Here is a 26493-nt window from a genome sequence, read left to right on the forward strand (position 1 = left end):
GGTCCGGTTGGAGCGACGGCGCGACCACTGGCCGCGCCGACCTGTTCAGAACGTGTATCGTACACCGAAATACGCACGCCGCCCGTAGCTCACCACTTCGCGGAAGTTCCCATAAAGCGGCTGGTAGGCCACGCGTGGTTCATTGGTCAGGTTCATCAGTTCCAGTGAAAGCGACAGCTGCTTGTTCACCCGATAGCGCAGGCGCAGATCGACACTGGTGTTGTCATCGTAATAGCGGTTCTGCTGCGCGGCGTTGCCGGTGAAATCCTGGTAATAGCGCGAGCGGTACTTGCCGATGGCCTGGACGTTGAAGCGTCCGACATCCCAGTAGATCGAGCCGGACAGCACGTGCCGCGAGAAGCCGCTCAGGCCCGCCGGTGGCACGATGGCCGGAATGATCGTGCCGTCGCTGGCCAACTGCTCACCCAGGCGCGAATCCTGGGTCTGGTAATCGGCATCGGCATAGTTGTAGCTGATCTTGAAGCCCAGCCCATCGAACGGCTTCGGCAGGTAGGACAGGCGGTGAGTGGCCGTCAGCTCGAAGCCGGTCAGCGTACTGTCCTCGTCGGTGGTAACCTGCTGGCGCACCGGCACGGTCACACTGCGGCCATCGATCGTATAGGTCTCTGGCACCAGCGCGGTGGCGGTGCCGCCGTTGAACTGCTTCCAGTACACCGCCCCGGCCAGCATCGTATCGGGATTGGGGTACCACTCAAGAGAGAGGTCGCCATTCCAGGACATCAGCGGCTGCGCGGCGGGATTGCCGCTGGCGCTGATGTCATCCAGCGCGTCAGCCAGGTTGCCGTAGGTGGCATCACTGCTGACGTTGATGGTGCGCCCGGCCCCCAGCGCGGCGATGTCCGGCCGGGACATGGCGCGGTACGCACCCACCCGGAGCAGCAGGTCCGGGCGCAATTCGAAGGCCGCGTTGAGGCTGGGCAGCAGCTTGTCGTTGCCTGCCTTGAACACCTGCGTGCTGTAGGCGCCGGTCGGCTGCAGGCGGATCGTCCCGTCACCGTTGTCCTCGACCCGCAGACCGGTACGCACACCTTCGGAGCGCACATCGGTCCTGACCCAGCGCAGGCCAGCATTGCCGGTTACCGGCAGGCCGAACAGGGTGCTGCTGAACTCCCCCATCAGGTATATCGCGCGGGTCTTCTCGGTGACATCAACGTTGTTCGGGTCCTGGAAGCCCGGGTCGAGCCCGCTGTCCAGGCTGCCGCGGAACGATTGGTACAGGCAGTCGGGATCAAAGTAGGCCCACGAGGAAATCGTGTTGCCGCTGGCCGCATCCATGAAATCGTCCTGCGGGAAGGGCGCGCGGCAGGCCCGGCCTGCCGCGATGATCTTCGCCTTGTCGGCCGCCACGCGCGGGTCGTAGTCGGTCACCAGGGTGTTGTCGCGCAGCCGGTAATCGGCTTGGCTGGCGCGCACGCCGCCCTTGATGCGGGTGAAGACGCCGGCCTCCGGCATGAAGCTGGCATCGAAGCGTCCGGCGTTGATCCTGTGGTCGTTCTCCGTCGCGCTGGAGGTCACGCGCGCCGCGCCGGTGTAGGCATCCCAGTTGCCGGGGTCGAAACTCGGTGCCAAGGCAACACTGGGCACTTCACCCCGCCAGTCCCAGTCATAGTCCACATAGCCGGTAGCTCCACTGCTGATGCCCGGCACCACGGCATTGTTGACGTCGCGCTGGTTGGCGCGCAGGCGGCTCATGCGTTCGCTGTCGAGGCGATGGGTGTGCGAATAGGAAAGATCGGTGGACAGCTCCCAGGCCGGGCTGGGGCGCAGGATCAGGTTCACGCCGCCACCGGTGTATTCCTCGCCGCGCCAGTAGCGGTTGGAAGTCGAGTCGATCGAGGTGCTGCCATGCAGGTGACGCACGATGCCATCCTCGTCCACCTCCCGCCGGGTGATGCCACGCCGTGCATTGGACAGGCTCAGGTCGCTGCGGTTCTCGTACCAGTTGCGCTCGGTATGTTCGAAGTCGAGGTTCAACTCGACCGTGTCATTGGGCCGCCACTGCAGTGCAGCGAATTCGCTCTGCCGATCGTTGCGCTCCTGCTTCATGCGGTAGATGCGGCTGCTTGGCACCAGGTAGTACGGTGCGCCGTTGGCAATGGCCTGCGCGGAGACTTCATTGCAGTTGGCATTGGCCACGTTCTGCGTGCCATCACAGGCATACCAGGTCGAGCCGCTGGTGATGCTCTCTTCCGGGTCGGTGCCATCCAGTCGCTGGACGCCCAACGAGACGCCCAGCTTCTGCCCGTTGCCGAACTCGAACTGGTCGATATAACTGGCGGTGCCGCGGTAGCCGATGCCATCCCTGTCGCGGTATTTGTGGTCGTACTCGGCCCAGCTGCCGCGCAGGTCCAGTTGCGCCGCCCGCTTGCCGTACTCCAGTGGCCGCACCGTCTCCAGGCCGATGGTGCCGGCCACGCCCCCCTCGATGATGTCAGCGCGCTGGGTCTTGTAGATCGCCACGGTATTGATCAGCTCAGCCGGGAACATGTTGAAGTTCACCGAGCGGTCACCGCTGCCATTGGTGATCTCGCGGCCGTTGAAATGGGTGCTGCTGAGGAATGCGCCAAGGCCGCGGATCGAGATCTCCGAAGCGCCGGTCTTGTCGCGGGTGGACGCGGCGCCGGTCAACGTTTCGATGGCGTCGGCCAGCGACGGGGCCGGCAGGTCACCGATGTCGTCGGCTGAAAGCACGTCGGCGATGACGGTGTCGTCGCGCTTCTTGTTGATCGAACTCTGCATCGACTCACGGATGCCGGTGACCTGCACCTGGTCGAGTGTGGTGGGGTCCTGCCCCGCCGTATCCCTGCTGGACTGGGCCAGGGCGGCAGGCGTACCCGCCAGCACGGCGAGCAGGGCCACGATCAGGGGCGTGGGGGACAACGAGATGCTGGGCACTGCTCCGGCGGGTTGCCGCATGGTTCCTCCTCCCAAAGGATCGCCTGCACGGCAGGCGTGGGACGCAGCTTCGGCATGCGGACATGAAAATGTCAACCAACTGGTCTGTTCTTTTTCGAATGCCTTTGTTTCATACCAATCAACGGCAATTTAATGTGCTAACGCAGCATGACTTTGCGCATCCACTGGCTTACAAAGGTCCCGCAACTGGTCCGCACCCCATCCCTGAAACGACGGCGCGGCCGTCTCTGGAAGGACACCATGCGCAGTACACGCCTTTCGCGCCACCCGACCTCTATTTGCCTGACCACAGCCCTGGCATTTTGCCTGACCACTTTGCCGGCAACCGCCGCAAGCTGGCTCGTGCATGACGCTGCGGAGTTCGACACGGCCGCCGCGTCGTTACAGCCGGGTGACGAAATCGTGCTGGCCGATGGCACCTGGACCGACACCCGGCTGCTGCTGAAGGGCCAGGGAACCGCCGCCGCGCCGATCGTGCTGCGGGCGCAGACCCCGGGCAAGGTGATCCTCAGCGGGCAGTCGGACCTGCGCCTGGCCGGCAGCTACCTGCAGGTGTCCAACCTGGTGTTCCGCAACGGCTACACACCGGGCGACGCGGTGGTGGCGTTCCGCGAATCCAGCAAGGCGGTGGCCAGCCACAGCCAGGTGAGCGGCCTGGTCATCGACAACTACACCAACCCGGACCCCGGCGACCAGGACTACTGGGTATCGCTGTATGGCAGCCACAACCGGCTGGACCATAGCCAGCTGCGCGGCAAGACCAACGCGGGGCCCACCGTGGTGGTAGTGCGCGATGCCACGCAGGGCCTGGACAACCAGCACCGCATCGACCACAACTGGTTCGGCCCACGCCCTGCGCTGGGCGTCAACGGCGGTGAAACCCTCCGCATCGGCACCAGTGACACCTCGCTGAGCGCATCCAACAGCACGGTGGAGAACAACTGGTTTGAAGGCTGCGACGGCGAAACCGAGATCATCAGCAGCAAATCCGGGGGCAACACCTATCGCGGCAACGTGTTCTACCGCTCTGCCGGCGCACTCACACTGCGCCATGGCAACGGCAACCGGGTGATCGACAACGTCTTCCTCGGCGATGACAAGGCCGGCACCGGGGGCGTGCGCATCATCAACGGCGACCAGATCGTCAGCAACAACTATTTCGAACGCCTGGCCGGATCCAGCAACCGCTCCGCGCTGGCCGTCATGGATGGACAGGCCGATCCCCCACTGTCCGGTTACGCACCGGTAGTGAATGCCACGATCAGCCGCAATACCTTCGTGGATGTGGCCAAGATCAGCTTCGGCGTGGGCCATGATGAAGCCAAGGGCATCGTGGTGGCCGCCAGCAACAGCCGCTTCAGCGCCAACCTGATCGTCAATCGCACCAGCAGGAATCCGCCCAGCACGGCCAGCTCGCTGGCCGGCATCACCTTCAGTGGCAACGTGCAGTCACCGGCGGCCAGCAGCGTGTTTCCCGCCGGGGTGGAAGGCCGCAGCGTCAGCCTGCTGCAGGCTGGCAGCGGGTTGTGGGTTGCCACGCCTGCGCTGCCCCAGGTGGGCGCCGATCCTGCCTTGGCGATGACCGCGCGCGAGGCGACCGGCGTGGACTGGTATCCCAAGGTGGGCGAGGTTGCCCTGTCACGCGTCAGCACCGGAGTTGATCGATGAGGTTGCAGCCGCTGTTCGTTGCCCTGGCCCTGGCGGCCCCCTTCGCCCTGCTGCCGGCCACGCCGCTGCTGGCAGCGCCCGCTGCCGCTGCGCGGCAGGCCGACACCGCGCCGGTGCTGGTCACTGCCGCGCAATGGCAGCAGATGGCCAGCGAAGGCAGTCGTTACCCGTGGTTCGCCAAGGAGCAGGCGCGCACCGAGGCAACACTGAACAAGATGATGAAGGCCGGCATCGACGTGCCGGTACCGAAGGACAAGGGCGGCGGACGCACCCATGAACAGCACAAGCGCAATTATCAGGCCCTGCTCGCGGCCGGCACGTTGTATCGGCTGACCGGTGACAGGGCCTACGTCGACTACGCGCGCGACATGCTGCTGCAGTATGCCCGGCTCTACCCGACGCTGGGCCCGCATCCCGAAGGCCGTGGGCAGATCCCCGGACGCGTCTTCTGGCAGGTGCTGAACGATTCGGTGTGGCTGGTCAACGCCATCCAGGGCTACGACGCGATCCGTGATGCGCTGTCCGCCGATGACCGCGACACCATCGAATCAAAGGTGTTCCGGCCGATGGCCGGGTTCCTCGCCAGCGAGCCGAAGAACTACGACCAGATCCATAACCACGCCACGTGGGCGGTGGCGGCTACCGGCATGACCGGCTATGTACTGCGCGATCCTGAGCTGGTGGAGAAATCCCTGCGCGGGAGCCAGAAGGATGACCGGTTCGGCTTCCTTCGCCAGATCGACCTGCTGTTCTCACCCGACGGATACTACGAGGAAGGTCCGTACTACCAGCGCTATGCACTGGCGCCGTTCCTGCTGTTCGCCAACGCCATCGAACGCAACGAGCCGCAACGGAAGATCTTCGCGCGCCGTGATGGCGTACTGCTGAAGGCTGTCGATGCGCTGGTGCAGTCCAGCTATGGCGGCCTGTTCTTCCCGATCAACGATGCCATCCTGGACAAGGGCATCGACACCGAAGAGCTGGTGGCCGGCATCGGCATCGCCTATGCACGCACCGGGGACGACCGACTGCTGTCGGTAGCCCAGCAGCAGAAGCGCCTGCTGTTGTCGCCCGAGGGCCTGCAGGTGGCGCAGGCACTGGCCGCGAACAGGGCCAGGCCCTTCGATTACCACCCGATGCTGCTGCGCGATGGTCCCGACGGCGACCGTGGCGGCTTGGCGATCCTGCGCATGAACGGCGAACGCGGCCAGGCGCTGGTGCAGAAGGACACCCTGCAGGGGATGGGACATGGCCACTTCGACAAGCTCAACTGGCTGTTCTACGACAACGGCAATCCGGTGGTGACCGACTACGGCGCCGCCCGCTTCCTCAACGTGGAAGCCAAGCGTGGCGGCATCTACCTGGCCGAGAACCGCAGCTGGGCCAAGCAGACGGTGGCCCACAACACCCTGGTGGTGGACGAGCAGAGCCACTTCCAGGGCGACTGGAAGCGCGGCGAGGCGCATGCCCCGCAGGTGCGCTTCTTCCAGGCCGATGCCGATACCCAGGTCGCCTCGGCGAGCATGCGTGACGCCTACCCCGGCGTGGCGTTCACCCGCACCCAGGCGCTGCTGCGCCACCCCGACCTGGGCCTGCCGGTGGTGCTGGACCTGCTGCAGGTCCACGGCGAAAAGGCCGCACGCTACGACCTGCCGCTACACTTCAACGGCCACATCGTCACCACCGGCTTCGAGGCCGCGCACTTCCCCGCCCAGCGCCCGGTGCTGGGCAAGGACAACGGCTACCAGCACCTGTGGCTGGACGCACGCAGCGCGCCCGGCAGCGAACCGCGTTCGCTGGCGTGGCTGCTGGATGGGCGCTTCTACACCTACCGCTTCGGCAGCAGCGCGCCGGCACAGGCGCTGCTGGTGGAGAGCGGCGCGAACGATCCGGAGTTCAACCTGCGCCGTGAGCCGGCTCTGCTGCAGCGCGTGGAAGGCCAGAAGGACGTCACCTTCTTCAGCGTGCTGGAACCCCATGGCGAGTACAACGGCACCGCCGAATACGTGCACGGTGCGGACAGCCGCATCAAGGCGATCGTGCGCGGCCGCGGCAGCGACGCCGAAGTGATCGAACTGCGCCTGGCCAGCGGTGCACGCATCGCCCTCGGCGTGGCCGACGACAGCAGCGCCTGGGGCGAGCACAGCGTGACCATCGACGGCCACACCTATCGATGGAGCGGCAGCCACGCGCGCATGGACCGCAGCAAGGGGGACGGCGAATGAACGGCCCTGCGGCGGTGGCCAACCTGCGCAAGGTGCCGGTACGTTCAGCAGTACGCTGGCTGATCGTGGGCCTGATCGCCGTGGCTACGGTCATCAACTACATCGACCGCAATGCCCTGGCCGTGATGTGGCCGGAAATCGCCAGGGAAGTGGGCGCGACCAAGGACGACTATGCCCTGCTGGTAACGGTGTTCATGCTGTTCTACGCCACCGGGCAGTTCCTGTTCGGTCGCCTGTTCGACATGATCGGCACACGCCTGGGCTTCGCCCTGTCGATCAGCGTGTGGTCGATCTCCATCGCCCTGCACGCGATCACCCATTCGATGCTGTCCTTCAGCCTGGTGCGGGCGATGCTCGGCATCAGCGAAGCGGGTGCGTGGCCGGGCGCGGTGAAGGCCAACGCCGAATGGTTCCCGGCGCGCGAGCGTGCGTTGGCGCAGGGCGTGTTCAATGCCGGCGCGTCGATCGGCGCGATCGTCTCCGCACCGGCCATCGCCGGCCTGTACCTGTGGCTGGGCTGGCGTGGCACCTTCGTGCTGGTCGGCGCGATCGGCTTCCTGTGGCTGTTGCCGTGGCTGTTGGTCTACCGCGCCGGGCCGGACAAGCATCCGTGGGTGAGCGATGCCGAGCGCCGGCTGATCCTGGAAGACCAGGCCGGGCGGCAGGCGCAGGCAACGCCCAAGGCCAGCGTGCGCGCGCTGCTGGCCCATCGGCAGAGCTGGGGCATGCTGGCCTGCCGCTTCCTGCTGGACCCCATCTGGTGGTTGTTCGTGTCCTGGCTGCCGATCTATCTCGCTGAAACCTTCGGTTTCGACATCAAGCAGATCGGCCTGTTCGCCTGGGTGCCATTCGTAGGCGCGATGTTGGGCAGCCTCGGGGGTGGCTGGCTGTCCGGGCGCCTGATCCGCGCCGGGTGCAGCGTGGACCGCGCGCGCAAGCTGGCGATCACCTTGGGCTGCGTGATCATGGCCCCCGCCCTGCTGGGCGCGGTGCTGGCCAACCAGCCGCTGCTTGCGGTGCTGGCGATCGCCGCAGTGCTGTTTGGATTCCAGGTGGCCATCGGCAACATCCAGACCCTGCCGGGTGACCTGTTCGACGGCCGGTCGGTGGGCACCCTCGCTGGCCTGGGCGGCCTGGCCGCAGTGGCCGGCACCCTCATCACCACCTGGCTGGTGCCGGTGCTGACCCGTCATTCCTACGCCCCGATCTTCATCCTCGTCGCCGCACTGGTGCCACTGTCGCTGGCCGCGCTGTGGTGGTGGACCGGGCCGATCCACAAGCTCGACCGCCGCGTCGGCTGAGCCCGCGTCTCCCTTTCATTCCCCCGCAAACCAAGGAGTTTTCCGCATGTCGTTCCAGGACAAGGTGGCCATTGTCACCGGTGGTGGCCGCGATATCGGCCGCGCCGTCTCGCTCAAACTGGCCGCTGCCGGTGCACGCGTCTGCATCAACTACGCCAATGATGAAGCCAGTGCCCAGGAAACACTGGCACAGATCCGCGCGGCAGGTGGCCAGGCCATGGTGCACCGCGCCGATGTCACCGATGCCACAGCCGTGGCCGGCCTGGTCGCAGCGGCACAGGCCGCCTTCGGCACGCGCATCGACCTGCTGGTGAACGTGGCCGGCGGCATGGTGCAGCGTCGTCCGCTGGCCGAGATCGATCCAGCGTTCTTCCACGCCGTGATGGACCTGAACCTCACCTCCACCTACCTGACCACGCACGCAGTGGTGCCGCACATGGGCGAAGGCGCAGCGATCGTCAACTTCGCCTCCCAGGCCGGCCGCGATGGCGGCGGCCCAGGCGCGTCGATCTACGCGACGGCCAAGGCCGCAGTGATGACCTTTACCCGCGCCATGGCCAAGGAACTGGGACCGAAGGGCATCCGGGTCAATGCCCTGTGCTGCGGCATGATCGCCACCCGCTTCCACGACGAATTCACCAAGCCGGAGGTGCGCAGCGCCGTCGCCGGTGCCACCCCGCTGCGCCGCCAGGGCATGCCGGAAGAAGCGGCTGACGCGGCGGTGTTCCTGGCTTCGGATGCGGCGGCGTTCATCACCGGTGCGAACCTGGACGTCAACGGCGGCACCTACTTCTCCTGACCTGAGCGGACACCTGCCCATGCAGCGCTGGACACTTCTGTTTTCATTGACGCTCTGCTCCGCCATGACGGCGCCCGCTGTGTGGGCCGCACCCGTGTGGGTCACTGCCTGGACGGCAGCGCCCGCGCCCGACCGCAAGGACGGAACGTCCGATGCGCCGGTACAGTTCGCCGCACAGACCGTGCGCCAGGACATGCGCATTGGCAGCCGTGGCGATGCGCTGCGGCTGCGCATCAGCAACGAGCTCGGCACGGCGCCCTTGCGGGTCGAGGACCTTCGCGTGGGAGTGAAGAACGGCAAGGCCGCACCGCTGCCGGTAACGGTTGATGGCCGCGCGGTCATCGAGGTGCCGGTCGGAGCCGCGCTGCTGAGCGACCCGGTGCGGATGCCGGTGGCGGCGCTGCAGGAGATCAGCGTGAGTGCCTATTTCCCGCAGCCCACCCGCCCCGCCGTGCGCCGCACCGAGCTGCGGGTCGCAGAGGGCAGGCAGACAGGCGTCGCCGACAGCGTACGGCTGAGCTACCAGCAGAACGTGTTCTCGGCCGTCATGGTGCAACGCGCCGAACGCCCGCAGGTGATCGTGGCGCTCGGCGACTCGATCACGGAAGGCGCCACTGCGCGACGCGGCACCTTCAACCAGTGGCCGGAACGGTTGGCGCAGCGCCTGCAGCAGGCATGTCCTGATCGCTTTGTCGTGCTCAATCAGGGCATCAGCGGCAACAAGCTGCTCGACCCTGGCCGCAGCCACAGCGCGCTGTCCCGCCTGGATCGCGATGTGATTGCAGTGGCCGACGCCGATCAGGTGATCCTGCTGGAAGGCATCAATGACATCCGCCACGGTGGCGGCACCCAGCCAGTACCCGGACGCAACGCGGCGGACATGATGCAGGGCTATCAGCAGGTTGCGACGCGACTGCATGCGCACGGCATCCGCGCCTGGCTGGGCACCCTGACCCCGTTCGGCGGTTCCGAGCGCTACGAGCCCGTCTCGGCGGCGACCCGCATCACGATCAACCAGTGGGCACGCGCCGGCAACAGCGGCTTCGATGGCATCGTCGATTTCGATGCCGCCCTGCGTGACCCGAAGGCCGCGGAATCATTGCCCAGCGACATCACCCGCGACCATCTGCATCCCAACGACGAAGGCTACCGGCGCATGGCCGATGCCATCGATCTGCGCATGCTGGGCTGCACCACCCCCGAGTGAGAGAGAACCGATGAGCCGCGTCGTTTGTTTCGGTGAGTTGCTGCTGCGCCTGGGCGCGCCCGGTCGTGAACTGCTGCTGCAGGCGCCGCAGCTGCAGGTGCATGTGGGGGGCGCCGAGGCCAACGTCGCGGTCTCGCTGGCCCACCTTGGCCACGAGGTGCAGATGGTCAGCACGGTACCCGCCAACGCGCTGGGCCGGCATGCCGTGGCCGAGCTGCGGCGGCATGGCGTGGGCGTGGCCGGCGTGCGTGAAGTGGAGGATCAACGCATGGGCCTGTACTTCCTGGCAACCGGCGCGGTACAGCGGGCCAGTGAGGTGGTGTACGACCGGGCCGGGTCCGCATTCGCAAACAGCAGCGCCAAGGATCATCCGTGGCCTGCTCTGCTGTCTGGCGCGCACCTGTTGCATGTCTCGGGCGTGAGCCCGGCGCTGGGCGCCAACGTGGCCGAGTCGGTGCTGGGTGCCGTGCATGCGGCTCGCGCGGCCGGTGTCCGGGTATCGTTCGACGGCAATTACCGTCCCTCGCTGTGGCGACGCTGGGACGGCGACGCCGCGGCGATCCTGCGCGAGCTCTTCGCCGGGGCGGACATCGTCTTTGCCGATCACCGGGATATTGAACGGGTGTTGGGGCTGCACTTTGCGCAGGACGATGCGGTCGCCCGAACCGTAGCGGCTGCGGCCGCCGCGTTTGCCGCCTTCCCGCACCTGCAGTGGCTGGCCTGCACCCAGCGCGACGTGGTGAGTGCCGACCATCACCGCCTGGGCGCGCTTCTGTTGGGACGCGACGGGACGCGGGCGCAGGCACCACCGCGCCCCCTGCCTGGCATCGTCGACCGGATCGGCGGCGGCGACGCGTTCGCTGCCGGCATCCTGCACGGATTGCTGTCCGGATTCGACGCGGAAAGCACGGTGGCGTTCGGACTGGCGTCAGGCGCCTTGAAGCACTCCATCCCCGGCGACTTCAATCCGGTCGCTGAGGCGCAGGTGCTGGCGCTGCTGGACAATGCAGGCGCAGATGTCCGGCGCTGAACGCACAACGCGCTCGCTCATTCCGCCCGATGGGTGGCCGAGCGCCGATTCGGCCGCAGATAGATGGCACCGGAACGGGTGTCCAGCATGATGTTGAACTGCTGCAGGGTTTCGCTGCCGAGCGTCCCATCGCCACTGGAACCTTCGTCGTCGATCGTGATCGACGCCTTCGCCCCGTTCAGCGCCAGGGCCGAAATGGCGACCACGGGTACCCTGACATCCACCGCACGGATCTTCCGCCCGGCGCTGCCGCTGAACTGTGATGTTCCCAACCGCTCCGGAAATGCCTGCTGCAGATGATGGCGGGCGCCGAATGCGTACGTCAGGTCGATGCTGCCATTGCTGCCAGTGTCCAGCGCAAGCCAAGGAGCAAAGACATCGCTGCCATTGCCGAGCGTGACCTGGACGGCCGGGGTATTGTCGATCCAGCGCACGTGGGCCTGGGTATACCCGGTGAGATCGGGGAGCGCGTCGTGCACGCGCAGCAGGCTGCGGTCGTAGTCGATCTCCAGCACCTTGCCCTGGAAGAACGTCCAGCCCAGGACCGCATCGAAGGGCCGACCCTGGTAGTCGACCACTACGGCCCCCATTGGCCTCCGCACCGGACCGACCTGGACGACGTTGTGCGTGCTGTAGTCGAGGAACGTGACCCCGTCGGAGCCGGTGTTCTCGCTCCGGTCGTCAATGACCAGTCTCGCATCCTGCTGGATGCGCCGGGCCACCGCCACAGCCGAGGCGCCGGTATCGACGAGAAAGCGCAGCGGTCGCGAGCCGTTGATCGTGCCCTCCACATAGATCCGGTGATCCTTGCCCTGCTCGAAGGGAATGTCGGTGACCACAGCACCCGCCGCGGGAGCCACCAGCAGGATCAGCATCGTGCATTGGAACGCAGTACGTGGCAGCAGGCGCATCGAAGGGGTCCTTCCTCCAGTGGAGCCGCAGCGGATGCCGTGCTCATGGCGGGTTGGATGCCGCTGCCGGCAGAAAGGTTTAATGCACCCGCACAGCGGCACCCGCAGTCCAACAGGACCTGATCACTGTCCGGAGAGCCACGCCTCCAGCGCTGCCGTGTCTCTCATGCCGCCTTCATAGCGGCAATCCGGAACATCACTCCCTGCCCGGAAGCAACACCAGTGGCGCAGCTTTCCAGCCCAAAGGAACGCGCCCGCCCCTGCGGGCGCGCCCTGCTTCAATGCAGGGGTACCTTCAGCACCGACGGCGCGTTGGCCGGGGAACTGAAAGTCAGCGTACCGCCCAGCTGGCTGATGCCCGCATAGCGCAGGTCCACGGTATCCACCACCAGGGTCAGGCGGCTGCCGGCCGGAATGTTCCAGCTGCTGGCTTCCAATCGCAGGTCGATGGTCCTGGGCTGGCCCGGCGTTGCACCCCGCAGGGTGTACGGCTTGTGGCTGATCAGCTGGCCATTGCCCAGCACGTCCTCGGCATAGAGATAGGCATACAGCGTGGTGTCGGCGCGGCTTGGCGTGACCGTCATCCGTACTTCCGGCGCACCATCCAGACGGCGTGCACTCCAGTACACCGGCCCCTGCCAGACACCGGCGGCGTTGCGGCCGACGAAGGGCACATAGGCGCCTGGCGGCAGGTTGATCATCTGCAGCGCGCCCGATGCCATCACCACGCCGGAATTGGCGGCCGTCAGCAGGCCGCTGCCGATGCGGTAGTTCCAGCCGGTGCCGCCCCCGTCTGCCGCCAATCCGCCGGTGGGCTGCAACAGCCCGCTCGGCGCGGTCAGCCCGTAGCTGACGGCGCCCGTCTGCGTCGCCTGCCAGTCCGGATAGTGGCTCCAGCTGCCCTTCTGCGACTTCAGCTGCACCGGCGCCTGGCGCTCGATGCCATTGGCTTCACCCTTCAGGTAGTGATCGAACCAGTCGCCCACGGCCGCATACACCTCGTTGGGAATGCCGAACGCGCCAAGGGCCTCGTTCAGCGCGTGGTCGCCATGGCGCAGCTGCAGCTGCTTGGGTCCTTTCAGGCCGTTGAAAAAGTCCACCAGCTGGCCTGGCGGAAACAGGCTGTCGTTGAAGGCGTTGGCCAGGAACACCGCAGGCCGGTGGGCGTTGATCTCATCCAGGCTGGCTGCGGGACTGCGCTGCGCCGCCACCGGCAGCAATGACTCCACCGCCCCCTGATAGTTGCCGACCAGCACATTGCGGTTGATGGTGGCCAGTTCCGCCCCGGGGCGACCAGTGGCCAGCCCCGCGGCCACCAACAGGGCGATGCCCTGCGCGCTGGGAGTGTCGTTGCTGTACAGCGACGCCTGCAGGTCAGCCCAGCCGCTCAGCGCCGCAACCGCCTTGATGCGCGGGTCGCGCGCTGCGGCCAGCAGGCTGGTACCGGCGCCGTAGGAGATGCCCGAGACACCGATTTTTGCCGGATCGGCCCGGGTGTTGGCCAGCGCCCAGTCGATCAGGGCGCTGACATCCTCCACCGTGGCGGGCCCGGCGATGTCGATGCTGCCGCCCGACTCCCAGAAGCCGCGCGAGCTGTAGCTGATGACCACATAGCCGCGCTGCGCCAGCGACTGCGCCACCCCCACGTACTCCACGCTGGGGACCGCCCAGCTGCTGGGCATCACCAGCAGCGGATAGCGCCCAACGCCGCCATCCTGGGGTTCGATGACGAAGGCCCCGAGGGGCGTGCCATCCCAGCCCGGGAGGGTGCGATGGGTGGTCTTGACCGTGGCCGCATGGGCCGTGGGCGCCAGCCCGGTCAGCAGGATCAACAGCAGCAATAACTTGCGCATCGTCGTCTCTCCCCGTCGGTGGTGGTGCAACGGATCGGACCGTACCAGTGCGCATGGTGGCTGGCACCTTGCGACGCAGCATGGCGCCTTGGGACCCGGCATCCCAAAGGGGACGATACGAAATCAGATTCAGGCGCGCTGGATCACCCATACCAGAAGGCCCGCCAGCGGCATCAACACAACCATGCCGACGGCGCCCAAGCACCCGGATTCCCTACGGCGCGATGTGGCGACCTGCGGGCGTGATCGCAACCAGCCTGCATGACAGGTGCTGCAGTAGAACCGCTGCTTCCCGTCCCGCCAGGCGCCGATGGTACGTGCGTCGTGCAGTGCCGCGCTGCCGCATCGCCCACACTTGAAACTGCGATGTGGCGGACGCTTCTGTCGACGCAGCGCAGCCACGATTGCCATTCCGATGAGGGCGGCAACAGCGGCCCCCGCAAAGATCTCATTGCTCATTGTTCCCCACGCTCGATGCCACGGCTTTCCCCAGTGCCTCGCATGGTATCGAGTCGCGTACACGCTGTGCTACGACGCCTAGCACGCGCGCATGTCAGCCACCGGCCGCGTGATCTGACACCTCTCCAGTGCTTGCGGGCGGTCACAGCTTCGTCTTTTCGTCGTTGACCGAAAGACGACAGCTTGTGACGCTTACGACACCGCAGGGCTGATGGCCCAACAGCGCGGTCAGGTCCCACCGCAATCCGAAGCACCCGTCTCCGCAGCATCTCTGCATGACCTTGCCACGGCCAGGTCGTGACGGGTGGCTGCGTCCTGAATCTTCTGCTGGAGAACCGCAATGCGCCTTGCAAGCTTCTTCCTCGCGTTCGTCCTCAGCGCCGTCGCCGGCGCTGCCCAGGCCCAGGTGGTCACCCTCAACAAGGGTGGCTTCGTGCTCACCTATGACTGCAGCATCCACAGCGCCACCCGCTACGAGTACACGCTCACGGCCGATACCGGCTCCGCCGCACGGCCGTCCAGCTTCTACAAGGACCCGGACCTGCCGGCCGGCTGCCTGGGCCAGACCAGCACCGCGTCCTATGCCAGCATCAAGTCCGGTTATGACCGTGGCCACCTGGTCACGTCCAACCACATGGACTACGACGCGACCTACATCCGCCGCGCCAACTACATGACCAACATCGTGCCGCAGGTGTCCAGCTTCAACCAGGGCATCTGGGTGAAGGCCGAGAACGTGGCCGAGTGCTACCGCGACATCGCGCCGGTGGACGTCTACGGTGGCGTGGTGTACGGCGATGCTGCCAACGACTATTTCCTGACCAGCCACGGCATCCCGACGCCGGAGTTCTTCTGGAAAACGATCATCACCCGCGACCCGAACACCGGCACCGCCAAGGCGATCAGCTGGATCATCCCCAACGAGGCCAACCTGGGCAGCCTGGACAACTACCTGGTGACGATCGCCGATCTGGAGGAACTGCTGGGCGCCAGCTACGTGGCGATCAACGCACCGGCCTCGCTGAAGAACATGCTGCCGGCCACCACCTGGCCGCAGCCGGCCGGGTGTGACCTGGGCTGATCGGCGGGTAGAGGAACGTCACGATGCCTGTACGCGCAGCCATCGTGACGCCAGCACTCTGGCGAACAGGAACTGCAATACGGCGCCGATGAGCACGACCAAGGCAAGCCCGCGCCCGATCGCCGGTATCCCAGCGGACAGCATTCGCAGCAGGTACGCCACGCCGGCCAGGCTGATCAGCAGGGAGGTAGCAAGCAGGACCAGCGACACCACCATCGTGCGCAGCATCGATGCGGGTCGCGGTGACAGCTCGCTGGCCCAAAGGCCGGCAAACGTGGCCAGTGCGCAGCACACCAGCAGGATCAGGCTGGCAATCTGCAACCGCGCGGGCCCATCGAAAACCGGCATGATGAACTCGCCAGGCGAGATTGCCGCAGGCAAGTGCAACGCCAGGATGGGAAGCAGGCAGCTACCGGCCACCAGCGTCACCGCGCCGGCGATGCTGGCACTGATAAGGTGATGGTGCACGCCCTCGGCACGGATGCGCCGCTGCATCAGCAGCGCCGGCACCAAGGCCAGCAGCGTGAGGACCAGTGCATGCGCAAGCGGAGCCAGACTGATGGCTGCGACGCTGTAGACTGGAAACGGCAACTGCGCCATCGGAATGCGCATGGCGCGATCCAGCACGACGAGCAACCCGAAAAAGGCGATCGAAGCGATCACCGGGCGGCGGATCCGCAGCGCGCCGCGGCGCCCGAACAGCAGCATCGACACCAGTACCGCCGCCCCGGCAAACAGACTCAGGCGGAAACCGAGCTCAGCCACCGCGTTGCCGATTTCACGTGAGGCCTCCGGCGGCCCCAGGCGATACCCGAATGCGATCAAGCGGAGGGCTACGGGCAGGTCCAGGCAGAGCACGTAGAGCTTGGCGGCGATCGCGAACTGGATGGGGTAAGCACCGAAGAATGATCGCAATCGGTTCAAGTCGTATTCCCGTACAGCACTGGGCGGGGTGTCCCCGGCAGTCTAGCGTTCCTGTGGCCAGCGTGCCCTGCCCGCCCTGCTGTGGGAAAATGACGCGTACGTCGCCCTTTTGGCTGTTCCGGAGTAGTAGATGTCCCGTTTCCCCTTCGATGCCGTGCTGTTCGACTGTGACGGCGTACTGGTCGATTCCGAGCCACTGGTGGCCCGGGTCCTTTCGGAAATGCTGACCGCTCGCGGCTGGGCGCTGACCCCGGCGCAGGCGGGTGAAGTCTTCCTCGGCCAGTCCGTGGCCCATCTGGCCGGGCTGATCGCAGAGCGCACCGGCAAGCCGTTCACCGAGGAATGGCTGGAGGAGTTCCGCCAGCAGCGCAACCGGGCGCTGGAACGGGATCTGGAGCCGATCCAGGGGGCGCCCGAGGCCGTGCGAGCAATTGCTGCGGCTACCGGTGGCCGGATTGCCTGCGCCTCCGGCGCCGACCTGTTCAAGGTCAAACTGCAGCTGGGCAAGGTCGGCATGCTGGATGCCTTCGGCAACAACGTGTTCAGCGGCCAGGACATGCCGCGGACCAAGCCGCACCCGGACGTGTACCTGGCCGCGGCCGCCGCGCTGGGTGTGGACCCGGCGCGCTGTGCGGTCATCGAGGACACCGTTACCGGCGCCACTGCCGGCGTTGCCGCTGGCGCCACCGTGTTCGGCTTCAGCGAAGGCGGCCCGCACCACAGTACGCCCGAGGCCCTGCGCGCTGCGGGCGCGAAAGTGATCTTCCAGCGCATGGAGCAGCTGCCGGCATTGCTTGCGGCCTACGCCGCCGACGTCGCCGCCTGAGGCGGCCTCAGCCCGCAGTGCCCAGTGCGGCGCTGCGGCGTTTCCCGGCGTAATGCAGCGCGAACAGGTACAGGCCAGTGAACAGCTGCAGGAACAACGGCGGCAGCGGCGAATAGGTGATCCACGCTGCAGGCTCGCCGTGCCCCAGCCCACGCACGGCGAAGTTGGCGATCACCGCCAGGGTGAAGACGATCGAGGTCCAGCGATGCACGGGCCGCGCCCAGCGACCCCGGCTCATGGACGGCGCCTCGCTTCGGAGCGGGCTTCGATCATCTTCCAGCCGTTGCCGGACGGGTCGCGGAACCCCGCATCGATGGCGCCGTAGCGTTCGACCGGTTCCTGGGTGAACTCGACGCCCTTTGCCTGCCATTCCGCGTAGCGCGCGCGGCAGTCCTCCACTGCGAGTACCAGCGGCGGCATCGCCCCCTTGGCGACCAGCTGCTGCAGCGCCTGTGCAGTGGCCGCGTCGTGGGCAGGTGGACCGGGCACGAACAGCCCCAGCTGGAATCCATCCTGGCCGGGGCTGCGCACCGTCAGCCAACGGTAGCTGCCATTGCGCACGTCGGTATGCACTTCGAAGCCGAGCGTGCCGACGTAGAACGCGAGCGCCTCATCCTGGTCGCGTACATACAGGCCGACCGTGTTCACCGTGTTTGTCATGGGACCTCCCTCAGGTGGGGTCCACGTTAGCAACCGCTTGGCGACGGCGCTTCTCCAAAACTGCGGTCTTGAGGTCCGGGCGCTGCGCGGCGCGTGCATGGCATTCCGGCACGCTGGCGGACCTCGCCTGGCCTGCGCGCTCGCGCTCGCGCACATTGCCCGGGCTGTCACCGGTGATGTCGCGGAAGATGCGGCCAAAGGTACCCAGGCTGCTCCAGCCGGTCTGCGCGGCGATCTCGGTGACCGGAAGATCGGTGTCACGCAACATCGCCACGGCCCGTTCGATGCGGCGGCTGAGCAGGTAACGATGCGGTGGCAGGCCGAAGGCCTGCTTGAACGAGCGCGCGAAATGCGCGGCAGATACGGCGCTGACCTCGGCCAGGCGGGCCACTGGCCAGTCCTCGTGACTGGCGTGGTCGATCCGGTCCTTGGCGCGCAGCAGGCGCCGCAGCAGTTCGGGGCTCTGGTTCATGGCAGGCTGGCGCGGGCCAGTTGATGGCGTGCTGCATGCCGCGCTTCGCCGGCCTGCTCGACCAGCCAGTCACGGAATGCAGTGACCTTGGCGCTGCCGCTCCGTGCAGTGGGCGCCACGAACCAGAAGCTGCGCCCGTCGCCGGCCACACCCGGATGTGCCTGCACCAGCCGGCCGCTGTCGAGCTCGGCCTGGAACAGGATCGGCGAGCCGATGGCGATGCCCTGACCCGCTATGGCGGCGCCGATATCGAGATGCTCCACCGCAAAAGGACTGACGAAGCTCTCCTCCGCCGGCGGCGGAACTGCGCCCTGTGCGGAGAACCACAGGGCCCACCAGTCGCGCCGGCCGAGCAGCGGAACGTCCAGCGCCCGGCGACCGAGCCCGGCCGCCGCCGGCAGCAGCGCCGGTGCGCACAGCGGGGTGAAAATGCTGGGGAACAGGGGTGTGGCCTGCAGCCCGGGCCACGCACCCTGCCCGTTGCGGATGGCGGCATCGAAACGCCCGGCGGCCAGGTCCTGCGGTTCTGCCGACAGGTCCAGTTCCAGCACAATGCTCCGATGGCGCGCGCGGAAACTGCCCAGGCGCGGCGTCAACCAGCTGGTGCCCAGCGTCGGCAGCACGGACAGGCGCAGTCGTGCTGCATCCATGTCAGCGGCACGCATGAAACTGGCGCGCAGCGCGTCGAAGGCCCGGGTGGCCTCCACTGCGACGCTCGCACCGGCGGCGGTCAATTCCACATGCTGTGCATGGCGCAGGAACAGGCAGGTGCCGGTCTGCGCCTCCAGCCGGCGCACGTGATAGCTCACCGATGCTGCGCTGGTATCGAGCTCTTCGGCGGCGCGGGCGAAACTGCCCAGCCGCGCCGCCGCCTCGAAGGCGCGGATGGCGACAAGCGATGGCAGCTGGCGTTGGGTCACCATAAGTGTGGCTTAGCCTGAGCCCCGATATCCGCGTGGTCAATCCCCCTCGCACCCGCAACGATCGAAGCACCTTCGGTAACGGATCACGCAGATGGATCGACGGCAGTTCCTGGCCACCGTGGCCGCAGCGACAACGTCCAGCGCGCTGCCCTCCGGGTGGGCCCTGGCCAGCCCCACCGCTGACTGGAAATGGTTGCAGGGCAACTGGCAGGTCCGGCACCAACGCCTCAAGGAGCGCCTGGTGGGCGATACCCGCTGGGAGGCTTTCACCGGCGCCAGCGCGGTCTGGCTCACCCTGGGCGGGCTCGGCACCATCGATGACAACGTCATGGCGCTACCCTCCGGTCCCTACAGGGGCCTGGGCGTGCGCGCGTTTGATCCAGTGTCGTCCACGTGGTCGATCTGGTGGATCGATGGCCGCAACCCTGCCCATATCGAAGCGCCCGTGCGGGGCGCCTTCGACGGCGATGGCGGCAGCTTCCGCGGACGCGACCACTTCAAGGGGCGCCCCATCGACGTCTGGTTCCGCTGGCATGACATCCATGGCGAAGTGCCGTGGTGGGAACAGGCCTTCTCCGCTGATGGGGGCGCGCACTGGGAAGTGAACTGGCGCAACTGGTTCCACCGCACCGCTGCGGTGCCGTCGGCACTTCCGGTGCTGCCGGATGCGCCGGCCGATTTTGATTTCCTGGCGGGCCACTGGAACGTGCGCCATCGCCGCCTGCGTGCACGGCTGGCAGGCAGCGACGCCTGGGAGACGTTCGGCGGCACCCTGTACAACTGGCCGGTGCTGGGGGGATTCGGCAACGTGGGTGACAACCTGATGGACGTGCCTGGGGCGCCCCTGCGCGGCATGGGCATCCGCGCCTGGGACGCAACCGGGCAGCACTGGCTGAGCTGGTGGCTGGATGGCCGGGAGCCGACCCGGATCGGCGCGCCACTGCGTGGTGGCTTCGAGGCCGGTGTCGGGCGCTTCTTCGGCGAAGACCTGCACGACGGTCGCGCGATCCAGACGCGGGTGCTCTGGTCACGCATCACCCCGCGTTCGGCGCGCTGGGAACAGGCGGCCTCGGCTGATGGTGGACGCAGTTGGGAAACCAACTGGGTCAGCGACTTCGAGCGACGCGCATGAAGGCGCTGCTGGCCGTGATGCTGCTGGTTGCTGCGTCGCCTGCCGCGTCTCAATCAAGGCCGCTGCAGATCGTCGGCCCCGCCGAACGCTTTGCCCCGGGTGTTGCATCCACGCAGTACGACGAGATTCGACTGACCTTGAGCCCGGACGGAAAAACCGCACTGTGGTTCAGCCGCAACCGGCCCGGCGGTCCGGGCGGGTATGACATCTGGGTCTCCCACCACGATGGGCAGCGCTGGCAGCCGGCGACGCCGGTCTCGTTCAACACGCCGGGCCGTGACTTCGATCCCGCCTTTTCCGCCGATGGCCGCGTGGTGTATTTCTGTTCGGATCGCGCAGGCGGCCAGGGCGGCGACGATCTGTATCGGGTCAGCAGGGGCAGCGACGGTCGATTCGGGGAGCCAGTCAATCTTGGCCCCGCAGTGAACAGCGCGGCCGATGAGTTCGCGCCGATGCTCTCGCCAGACGGTCGTACGCTGTTGTTCTCCAGCGATCGTGCGGACGGTGCCGGCGGCCATGACCTCTACAGCGCGGCGATGATCGGCGGCGTCGCGCAGCCGGCACGGCCGCTGGCGGGAGACCTCAATACCGCAGCGCAGGAGTTCGATGCCACCTTCCTGGGCGACGGGCGAACGGTGGTGTTTGCCCGCGCGCTGGACTTCGGCAGTGCACCGGTGCGCCAGTTCATTGCCTACGACCATGGCGGCCGGTACGACGCGGGCCACGCTTTGCCCTCGCCGTTGAACGAGCCCGGCGGCGACAGCTACGGCGCGATGCTGGATGGCTCGCGCCGCGACACGCTGACCTATTCGGCGCGGCGCGCCGGCGGCGAGGGACTGGACCTGTACCGCGTCCGCTACCGGATGGTGCCGCCCTGAAGGCAGGTGGTGTCGATTTCCCACGCGCCCGTTCGTCGAGAGGTTGAGTACCCCAGGAGAAGATGCAGATGCCCTCCCAACAGTCCCTTGCGTGCACGTGCGGCCAGGTCCGCCTGACCACCACCGGCCGTCCCATCGCCACCGTAGAATGCTGCTGCGACAGCTGCCGCAGGGCCGGCGCCCGGATGCAGGCGGTGCCCGGCGCACCGCAGGTGCTGGGGCCTCAGGGCCAGACGCATTTCGTAATGCAGCGCAAGGATCGCGTCCGCATCGACGCCGGGCATTCCCGGCTGCAGGCGTGGCGGTTGTCCAGCACGGCCGGCAGCCGCCGCGTCGTGGCGGGCTGCTGCAATACGCCCCTCTTCCTGGAGTTCAGCGGTGGCCATTGGCTGAGCCTGTATGGCCTGTTGTGGCCGGACGCGCTACGCCCCGCCGTGGAGATGCGGACGATGGTCAACGATCTTCCCGACGCGTCTGTCCTTCCCGACGATGTGCCCAACCTGAAGACCCACTCGCTGCGGTTCTATGCCCGACTGTTGAAGGCGTGGATCGCCATGGGCTTCCGCAGCCCACGCATCGAGATCGCGGGAGACAGCCATGTCTGAGCCCGAGCGGATCGAGATCGAGAGCATCACCACGCCCGGGCACATCCAGCGCGTGGATCGGGCCAAGTACACGGCCATGCGCGCGGCCCTGCTGCGCGCCTTGCCCAGGCAACCTCCCGGGATGACGGTGGCGCAGGCGAAGCAGGCGCTGCTGCCGCACCTGCCCGCTTCGCTGTTTCCGCAAGGGGCCACGGCGGGCTGGTGGCTGAAGGCCGTGCAGCTGGACCTGGAGGCCAAGGGGGTGATCGAGCGTCTTCCAGGCAGGCCACTGCGCCTGTTCAAGCACGTGCCGGCCGGCTGATCAGCGCTGCGCCGGCAGCTCCAGCCGATGCTTGCGGCACAGGCGATACACGGTCACCCGCGAGATCTGCATCTGCCGCGCGCATTCGGAGACGTTGTAGCCGGTCTGGCGCAGGGTCTGCAGCAGCACATCGCGTTCGGCCTGGCCGCGGGCATCGTGCAGCATCGCCCCCGGCGCATGCACCGGTCCCCCCAGTTCGAGGTCACGCTCGCTGATCAGCTCGCCTTCGGCCATGATCGCCGCGCGCTGCACCCGGTTCAGCAGTTCGCGCACGTTGCCGGGCCATTCGAAACGCCGCATCGCCTGCAGCGCAGCGGGTGCAAAGCCACGTGCACGCACGCTGTGGCGCAGCCGGAAGCAGCGCAGGAAATGTTCAGCCAGCAGCTGCACATCGGCGCCGCGCTCGCGCAGCGGCGGCATCAGCAGGCGCAGCACGTTCAGACGGTAGTAGAGGTCGCTGCGGAACCGCCCTTGCGCCACCGCGTGTTCCAGTTCGACGTGGGTGGCAGCAAGCACGCGCACGTCCGCGCGCAGCGGCTGGCTGCTGCCGACGCGCTCGAAGGTGCCTTCCTGCAGCACGCGCAGCAGGCTGGTCTGCGCTTCGGCTGGCAGGTCGCCCACCTCGTCAAGGAACACGGTGCCGCCGGATGCGGCTTCGAATACGCCGATCTGGCGCTTGTCGGCACCGGTGAACGAGCCGCGCTCGTGGCCGAACAGCTCCGATTGCACCAGGCTGGCCGGAATGGCACCGCAGTTGACCGCGATGAACGGCCTGCCGGCACGCCCCGACAGCGCATGCAGCGCGTGTGCGGCCAGTTCCTTGCCGGTGCCGGTTTCGCCGGTGACCAGCACCGGCAGTTCCACCGGCGCGAACTTGTGCAGCACGGTGCGCACCGCGTGCAGCGCAGGACTCTCGCCGATCAGTGTGCGCGGCCCTTGCCCGTTGCACACTTCGTCGGCGGATGGATCATCGGCGTCGAACTGCTGGCGCATCGCAGCCACCAGGTCCTGCAGGCCGAACGGCAGGGTGAACCGCGAGATGCAACGCTGCAGCAAGGGCAGCCACGCCGCAGGCGTAGGCCCCGCACCGGGCGGCAGCACCGCAAGCCACGGCAGATGCGCGTGGTGTTCGATCCATGGCGCCAGCAACTGCAGTGCGGGCGCATCCAGATGGCGAAGATCCAGCACGGCGAGCAGTCGATCACGCCCGCGCAGCCCGATCGCCATCGCCGGGTCGGGATGGATGCGGCGCACGTACCAGCCTGCGGCCGCCAGCGCACTGCGCTCGTCCGCCAGCGGCTCGCCGAACCAGAGCACGCAACGTGACGTAGAAGCCTCCGGGACCGCTGCCATGCTTCCCCCAGCATCCGGACACCGTCGGCGGACTGTCAGGCAATCACCGGCGTGCCGCCCCCCGCCGGGACCTCTACGGCCACCGCGGCGGCCCTTGTTGGGCGGATCCTAGCGCCTCCCTAAACGGTGGCGCAATGAGCAGTGCGTCAAGAAATTCCCGGCTGAAGCGGCGCCGTTTCACACTGCGGCGCGACCTGTAACACCCCTGCGACAGTCGTCCGCCGCCCAAGCCCTGCGGTGGCTGGGGCTCCGAAATCCCAACAATCCCGCGTCGTGCCTGTAACACGGCGGCAGCAGCAGCGTGCAGCGCAGCACGGCCAGGGCATTGGCAGCCGGACACTTCGAGGTTGGCACGGTTGATGCGTTGTTCCGCCGCACCCATCGCGGGAGGTCGGCATGAACGGCACCACCCTGTTTCGCGGCCCCGCCACAGCACTGGCACTGGCCCTGCTGTCGATCGGCGCCGGCGCCTCCGCGTCCGGTGCCCGCCAGGGCGTGAAGGCGCAAGCCGGCGAGATCGTGCTGTTGCGGGACGTATCGGCGCGGCCAGCCTATCGCATGGCACCGCCGGGCATGGCGCTGATCGCCGATCCCAAGCCGCAGCGCGAAATCGCCATGGCCTTGGGCACCGCTGGTGCGGCGAGCGGGATGGATGAACTGAGCGAACAAGAGTATGCCGGCATCGGTGCAGGCCAGTCGGCGTCCGTCGCCGCACCCGGTGGCACCACCGTCGAACGGATCACCCAGCAGGCCCTGGGCGGCACGCTCGGCCGCAGTGGCGACGGCAACGTCGGCGGCAGTCTCGGGGGCGCCCTGGGTGGCCCGCTCGGCGCGGTCGGCAGCAGCACCCGCGGTGTCGCCGATACTGTGCGCGGCGCCCTCGCCCAGTTCCCGTTGCAGGGCCCGGCCCCGGCAGGTGGCAAGTGAAGCGGGTGCGCTGGCTGCTGCTGATCCTGTCCGCCACGCCGTTGATGGCGCAGGCCGATGACTACAGCGGCATGCTCGCCTACCTGGACGTTGCCCGCATCGACGGCCATGCACTGGCCGGTGCGAGCGGCGCCATTGCGGTGAACCAGGCGGCCGGCGACCTCAACCTGCAGGCCAACCTGCGCGGCATCGCCACTGGCGAACATGCCGACGTATCGATCAGCAACCGACAACTGCGCGGTGGCAACCGCGAGCTGGGTGCACCGCTGCACGCCACCGCCATCATTGACGGCACGGCACTGGCCGGTGCCAGCGGCATCGCATCCATCAACCAGGCCAGTGGCATCGCCAACACGACGCTCAACGTCGTCAGTGCGACGCTGGCGCGACAGGGCATACGCGAAACCGACGATACGGCCCTGGCTGCCGAAGGTTACGCGTTCGCAGGGGAGCGGGAGGGTGCCGGTCACGGCACCGCGACCGGCACCCGCAGCGCCGGTGTCACCAGCACCGCGCTGCGGGGATTCGACGGTGTCCTGCAACTCAACCAGATCGCGGGCAACGGCAACGACACGGCCAATGTACTGGGCCTGGTCGTGCAGGACCGTCCGTGACGACCACCCAACCGATGCACCACCCGATGAGAGAGAGGGCACCATGAAAGCGACCGTCAAACGGACCATGCTCGCCACGGCGATTGCCACTGCCTCGACCGCCGCTGCGGCCAATGGCTGGGACAACCAGAACGCCAACGCGAACATCAACCACACCCACACCGTCAGCGAAACCCGCAACGACACCCACAACCACACCGACAACGACGTGCGCAACCGCACCGTCAACGTCAATGTGCAGAAGCACAGCAACATCCAGGCCGACGAGCGCAAGGAGAAGAACAACCACGGCGTCGACGTGAACCTGGAGAAGGACCTGCGGCTGGGTACCGACATCAGTTTCTCCGGCGACCCGAACATCACCGGCGACATCGACCTCGATTCTGCAGCCATTGCGGTGATCGACAACCGCCAGTCGATCAGCAACAACGCCACCAGCAACAGCCTGGTGACCAACCGTGCATCGATCGGTGACAGCGTCGGTGCCGGTGCCTCCGGCAACCTGGGCTTCAACGTGGTCTCCGGCGACAACAATGCCCAGGACAACGCGGCCTCGCTGTCTGCTGCCGATGCGTCCTTCAGCTTCGGCATGGCCGACGCCGAGGTGTTCGTCAACCAGGCTGGATTCGGCAACGCCACCATGAACTCCGGCGTCACCAACGCCGCCGGCCTCAGTGGCAATGCCTTCGGCGGCGCGTCCGGCAACATCGGCGTCAACATCGCTTCGGGCAACAACAACGAGCAGAAGAACGCGCTCGCGGCCTCGGTCGCGACCACGGCAATGGCGCAGTCGAGCATCAGTTCCAACCAGGTGTCCACCGGCAACACGGTCAGCAACGCCGGCTTCGTGCAGTCCTATACCGATACCGTGCAGGTCGGCCTGCATGGCGGCGTCAGCGGCCTGACCTGGGGCTATGGCGCCGGCACCTATCGCGGCACCGGCAACGCCTACCAGATGGCCAACTACTACCTGGATACATGGAACGGCGCCCTGCCGCATCCCGGTGGCAACAGTACCGGCCACATCGACCTGGACAACGAGATCCAGAACGCCACGATGAACCCCAACCGGCCGGGGGTGGGCGGCCTGGGCTTCGATACGCGTGAAAGCGGCACCAGCCAGTTCGTCGAACTGGGCGTGGCCGATCTGTACGCCAGCCTGAGCGGCACGGTCAGCACCACGCGCTGGGTGAACGTGGATGCCACCAACACGTCGGCCTTGTCCGGCAGCGCCTTCTCGGGTGCCTCCGGCAACATCGGCGTGAACGTGGCGGCGGGCACCGGCAATCTGCAGGCCAACAGCCTGGCCCTGGCAGTCGCCCAGCCCGGCACCGGCGGCGGTGGCGGCAGCGGCGAGTAAGCGCACCACCCCGGCCGTCCGCCAACGACCGGGTCCCCGGGAGCCCC

The 26493-nt window shown here is 67.2% G+C and carries 25 protein-coding genes; 16 read left to right on the plus strand and 9 right to left on the minus strand.

The genetic code is table 11. From position 1 onward, the window contains the following. Nucleotides 1–45: 45 nt before the first annotated feature. Nucleotides 46–2937, minus strand: coding sequence for a TonB-dependent receptor (locus tag NSQ78_RS12145; protein WP_064238595.1), 2892 nt, complete (start codon nt 2935–2937; stop codon nt 46–48). A 62-nt stretch (nt 2938–2999) separates the two neighbouring features. Here NSQ78_RS12145 and NSQ78_RS12150 point away from each other — a divergent pair, with 62 nt between their 5' ends. From NSQ78_RS12150 to NSQ78_RS12180, 7 genes are read left to right on the plus strand one after another with little or no spacing between them, the layout of a single operon-like run. After that, nucleotides 3000–3287 (plus strand): hypothetical protein, encoded by a 288-nt coding sequence (locus NSQ78_RS12150; protein ID WP_162272188.1) that lies wholly within the window; start codon nt 3000–3002, stop codon nt 3285–3287. After that, nucleotides 3280–4605: a polysaccharide lyase 6 family protein gene (locus NSQ78_RS12155; RefSeq protein ID WP_223224783.1), complete on the plus strand. Its 1326-nt coding sequence runs from the start codon at nt 3280–3282 to the stop codon at nt 4603–4605. Before NSQ78_RS12150 ends, NSQ78_RS12155 begins: the two co-directional genes overlap by 8 nt. Beyond that, entirely contained in the window at nt 4602–6830 is a 2229-nt protein-coding gene (locus NSQ78_RS12160) for an oligoalginate lyase (protein WP_064238597.1), read from the plus strand. The genes NSQ78_RS12155 and NSQ78_RS12160 overlap by 4 nt, the downstream gene beginning before the upstream one ends. Next, complete coding sequence (locus NSQ78_RS12165; RefSeq protein WP_064238598.1) at nt 6827–8131, plus strand: MFS transporter; 1305 nt, start codon at nt 6827–6829, stop codon at nt 8129–8131. Before NSQ78_RS12160 ends, NSQ78_RS12165 begins: the two co-directional genes overlap by 4 nt. 46 nt (nt 8132–8177) lie before the next feature. Further along, complete coding sequence (locus NSQ78_RS12170; protein WP_064238599.1) at nt 8178–8930, plus strand: glucose 1-dehydrogenase; 753 nt, start codon at nt 8178–8180, stop codon at nt 8928–8930. A 19-nt stretch (nt 8931–8949) separates the two neighbouring features. After that, nucleotides 8950–10137 carry a GDSL-type esterase/lipase family protein gene (locus NSQ78_RS12175; protein ID WP_064238600.1) on the plus strand — a complete coding sequence of 396 codons (1188 nt, stop codon included), beginning with the start codon at nt 8950–8952 and terminating at the stop codon, nt 10135–10137. A gap of 10 nt (nt 10138–10147) precedes the next feature. Beyond that, nucleotides 10148–11167 carry a sugar kinase gene (locus NSQ78_RS12180; protein WP_064238601.1) on the plus strand — a complete coding sequence of 340 codons (1020 nt, stop codon included), beginning with the start codon at nt 10148–10150 and terminating at the stop codon, nt 11165–11167. A gap of 17 nt (nt 11168–11184) precedes the next feature. Here the strand turns inward: NSQ78_RS12180 and NSQ78_RS12185 are convergent, their stop codons facing one another. Together NSQ78_RS12185 and NSQ78_RS12190 are read right to left on the minus strand one after the other, a co-directional pair. Next, nucleotides 11185–12078: a retropepsin-like aspartic protease gene (locus NSQ78_RS12185; protein WP_064238602.1), complete on the minus strand. Its 894-nt coding sequence runs from the start codon at nt 12076–12078 to the stop codon at nt 11185–11187. Nucleotides 12079–12356: 278 nt separating this feature from the next. Beyond that, complete coding sequence (locus NSQ78_RS12190; protein ID WP_064238603.1) at nt 12357–13931, minus strand: alpha/beta fold hydrolase; 1575 nt, start codon at nt 13929–13931, stop codon at nt 12357–12359. A 799-nt stretch (nt 13932–14730) separates the two neighbouring features. Between NSQ78_RS12190 and NSQ78_RS12195 the strand changes: the two genes are divergently transcribed. Then, nucleotides 14731–15471 (plus strand): DNA/RNA non-specific endonuclease, encoded by a 741-nt coding sequence (locus NSQ78_RS12195; protein WP_064238604.1) that lies wholly within the window; start codon nt 14731–14733, stop codon nt 15469–15471. Between the two features lie 18 nt (nt 15472–15489). Here NSQ78_RS12195 and NSQ78_RS12200 read toward each other — a convergent pair whose 3' ends face one another. Next, nucleotides 15490–16395, minus strand: coding sequence for a hypothetical protein (locus tag NSQ78_RS12200; protein ID WP_064238605.1), 906 nt, complete (start codon nt 16393–16395; stop codon nt 15490–15492). A gap of 130 nt (nt 16396–16525) precedes the next feature. Here NSQ78_RS12200 and NSQ78_RS12205 point away from each other — a divergent pair, with 130 nt between their 5' ends. Beyond that, nucleotides 16526–17221, plus strand: coding sequence for an HAD family phosphatase (locus tag NSQ78_RS12205; protein WP_049467213.1), 696 nt, complete (start codon nt 16526–16528; stop codon nt 17219–17221). A 7-nt stretch (nt 17222–17228) separates the two neighbouring features. Here NSQ78_RS12205 and NSQ78_RS12210 read toward each other — a convergent pair whose 3' ends face one another. The 4 genes from NSQ78_RS12210 to NSQ78_RS12225 are packed head-to-tail and all read right to left on the minus strand — an operon-like array spanning nt 17229 to nt 19276. Further along, nucleotides 17229–17459, minus strand: a complete 231-nt coding sequence (locus tag NSQ78_RS12210) for a hypothetical protein (protein WP_064238606.1) — start codon at nt 17457–17459, stop codon at nt 17229–17231. Continuing rightward, on the minus strand, nt 17456–17881 hold the full coding sequence (locus NSQ78_RS12215; RefSeq protein WP_049467210.1) for a VOC family protein: 426 nt from the start codon (nt 17879–17881) through the stop codon (nt 17456–17458). Before NSQ78_RS12215 ends, NSQ78_RS12210 begins: the two co-directional genes overlap by 4 nt. 10 nt (nt 17882–17891) lie before the next feature. Continuing rightward, nucleotides 17892–18353, minus strand: a complete 462-nt coding sequence (locus NSQ78_RS12220; protein ID WP_064238607.1) for an AraC family transcriptional regulator — start codon at nt 18351–18353, stop codon at nt 17892–17894. Then, nucleotides 18350–19276, minus strand: a complete 927-nt coding sequence (locus NSQ78_RS12225; RefSeq protein WP_064238608.1) for a LysR substrate-binding domain-containing protein — start codon at nt 19274–19276, stop codon at nt 18350–18352. Before NSQ78_RS12225 ends, NSQ78_RS12220 begins: the two co-directional genes overlap by 4 nt. A gap of 91 nt (nt 19277–19367) precedes the next feature. Between NSQ78_RS12225 and NSQ78_RS12230 the strand changes: the two genes are divergently transcribed. From NSQ78_RS12230 to NSQ78_RS12245, 4 genes are all read left to right on the plus strand, one after another. After that, complete coding sequence (locus NSQ78_RS12230) at nt 19368–20408, plus strand: hypothetical protein (protein WP_064238609.1); 1041 nt, start codon at nt 19368–19370, stop codon at nt 20406–20408. Continuing rightward, nucleotides 20405–21286: a PD40 domain-containing protein gene (locus NSQ78_RS12235; protein ID WP_064238610.1), complete on the plus strand. Its 882-nt coding sequence runs from the start codon at nt 20405–20407 to the stop codon at nt 21284–21286. Before NSQ78_RS12230 ends, NSQ78_RS12235 begins: the two co-directional genes overlap by 4 nt. A gap of 62 nt (nt 21287–21348) precedes the next feature. Next, nucleotides 21349–21891, plus strand: coding sequence for a hypothetical protein (locus tag NSQ78_RS12240; protein WP_064238611.1), 543 nt, complete (start codon nt 21349–21351; stop codon nt 21889–21891). Next, on the plus strand, nt 21884–22192 hold the full coding sequence (locus NSQ78_RS12245) for a hypothetical protein (RefSeq protein WP_049467198.1): 309 nt from the start codon (nt 21884–21886) through the stop codon (nt 22190–22192). The genes NSQ78_RS12240 and NSQ78_RS12245 overlap by 8 nt, the downstream gene beginning before the upstream one ends. Here the strand turns inward: NSQ78_RS12245 and NSQ78_RS12250 are convergent, their stop codons facing one another. Further along, nucleotides 22193–23545 (minus strand): sigma-54 dependent transcriptional regulator, encoded by a 1353-nt coding sequence (locus NSQ78_RS12250; RefSeq protein ID WP_064238612.1) that lies wholly within the window; start codon nt 23543–23545, stop codon nt 22193–22195. Between the two features lie 396 nt (nt 23546–23941). Between NSQ78_RS12250 and NSQ78_RS12255 the strand changes: the two genes are divergently transcribed. Genes NSQ78_RS12255 through NSQ78_RS12265 form a run of 3 tightly spaced genes read left to right on the plus strand, consistent with a single transcriptional unit; the run spans nt 23942 to nt 26446 of the window. After that, nucleotides 23942–24472, plus strand: a complete 531-nt coding sequence (locus NSQ78_RS12255; protein ID WP_049467194.1) for a hypothetical protein — start codon at nt 23942–23944, stop codon at nt 24470–24472. Next, nucleotides 24469–25086 (plus strand): hypothetical protein, encoded by a 618-nt coding sequence (locus tag NSQ78_RS12260; RefSeq protein WP_064238613.1) that lies wholly within the window; start codon nt 24469–24471, stop codon nt 25084–25086. The genes NSQ78_RS12255 and NSQ78_RS12260 overlap by 4 nt, the downstream gene beginning before the upstream one ends. Nucleotides 25087–25129: 43 nt before the next feature. Next, complete coding sequence (locus tag NSQ78_RS12265) at nt 25130–26446, plus strand: hypothetical protein (RefSeq protein WP_064238614.1); 1317 nt, start codon at nt 25130–25132, stop codon at nt 26444–26446. The last annotated feature ends 47 nt before the right edge of the window (nt 26447–26493 follow it).

Origin of the sequence: Stenotrophomonas sp. FSL W7-1447, from assembly GCF_037966425.1 — a bacterium.
GTDB classification, from domain to species: Bacteria; Pseudomonadota; Gammaproteobacteria; order Xanthomonadales; family Xanthomonadaceae; genus Stenotrophomonas; species Stenotrophomonas pavanii.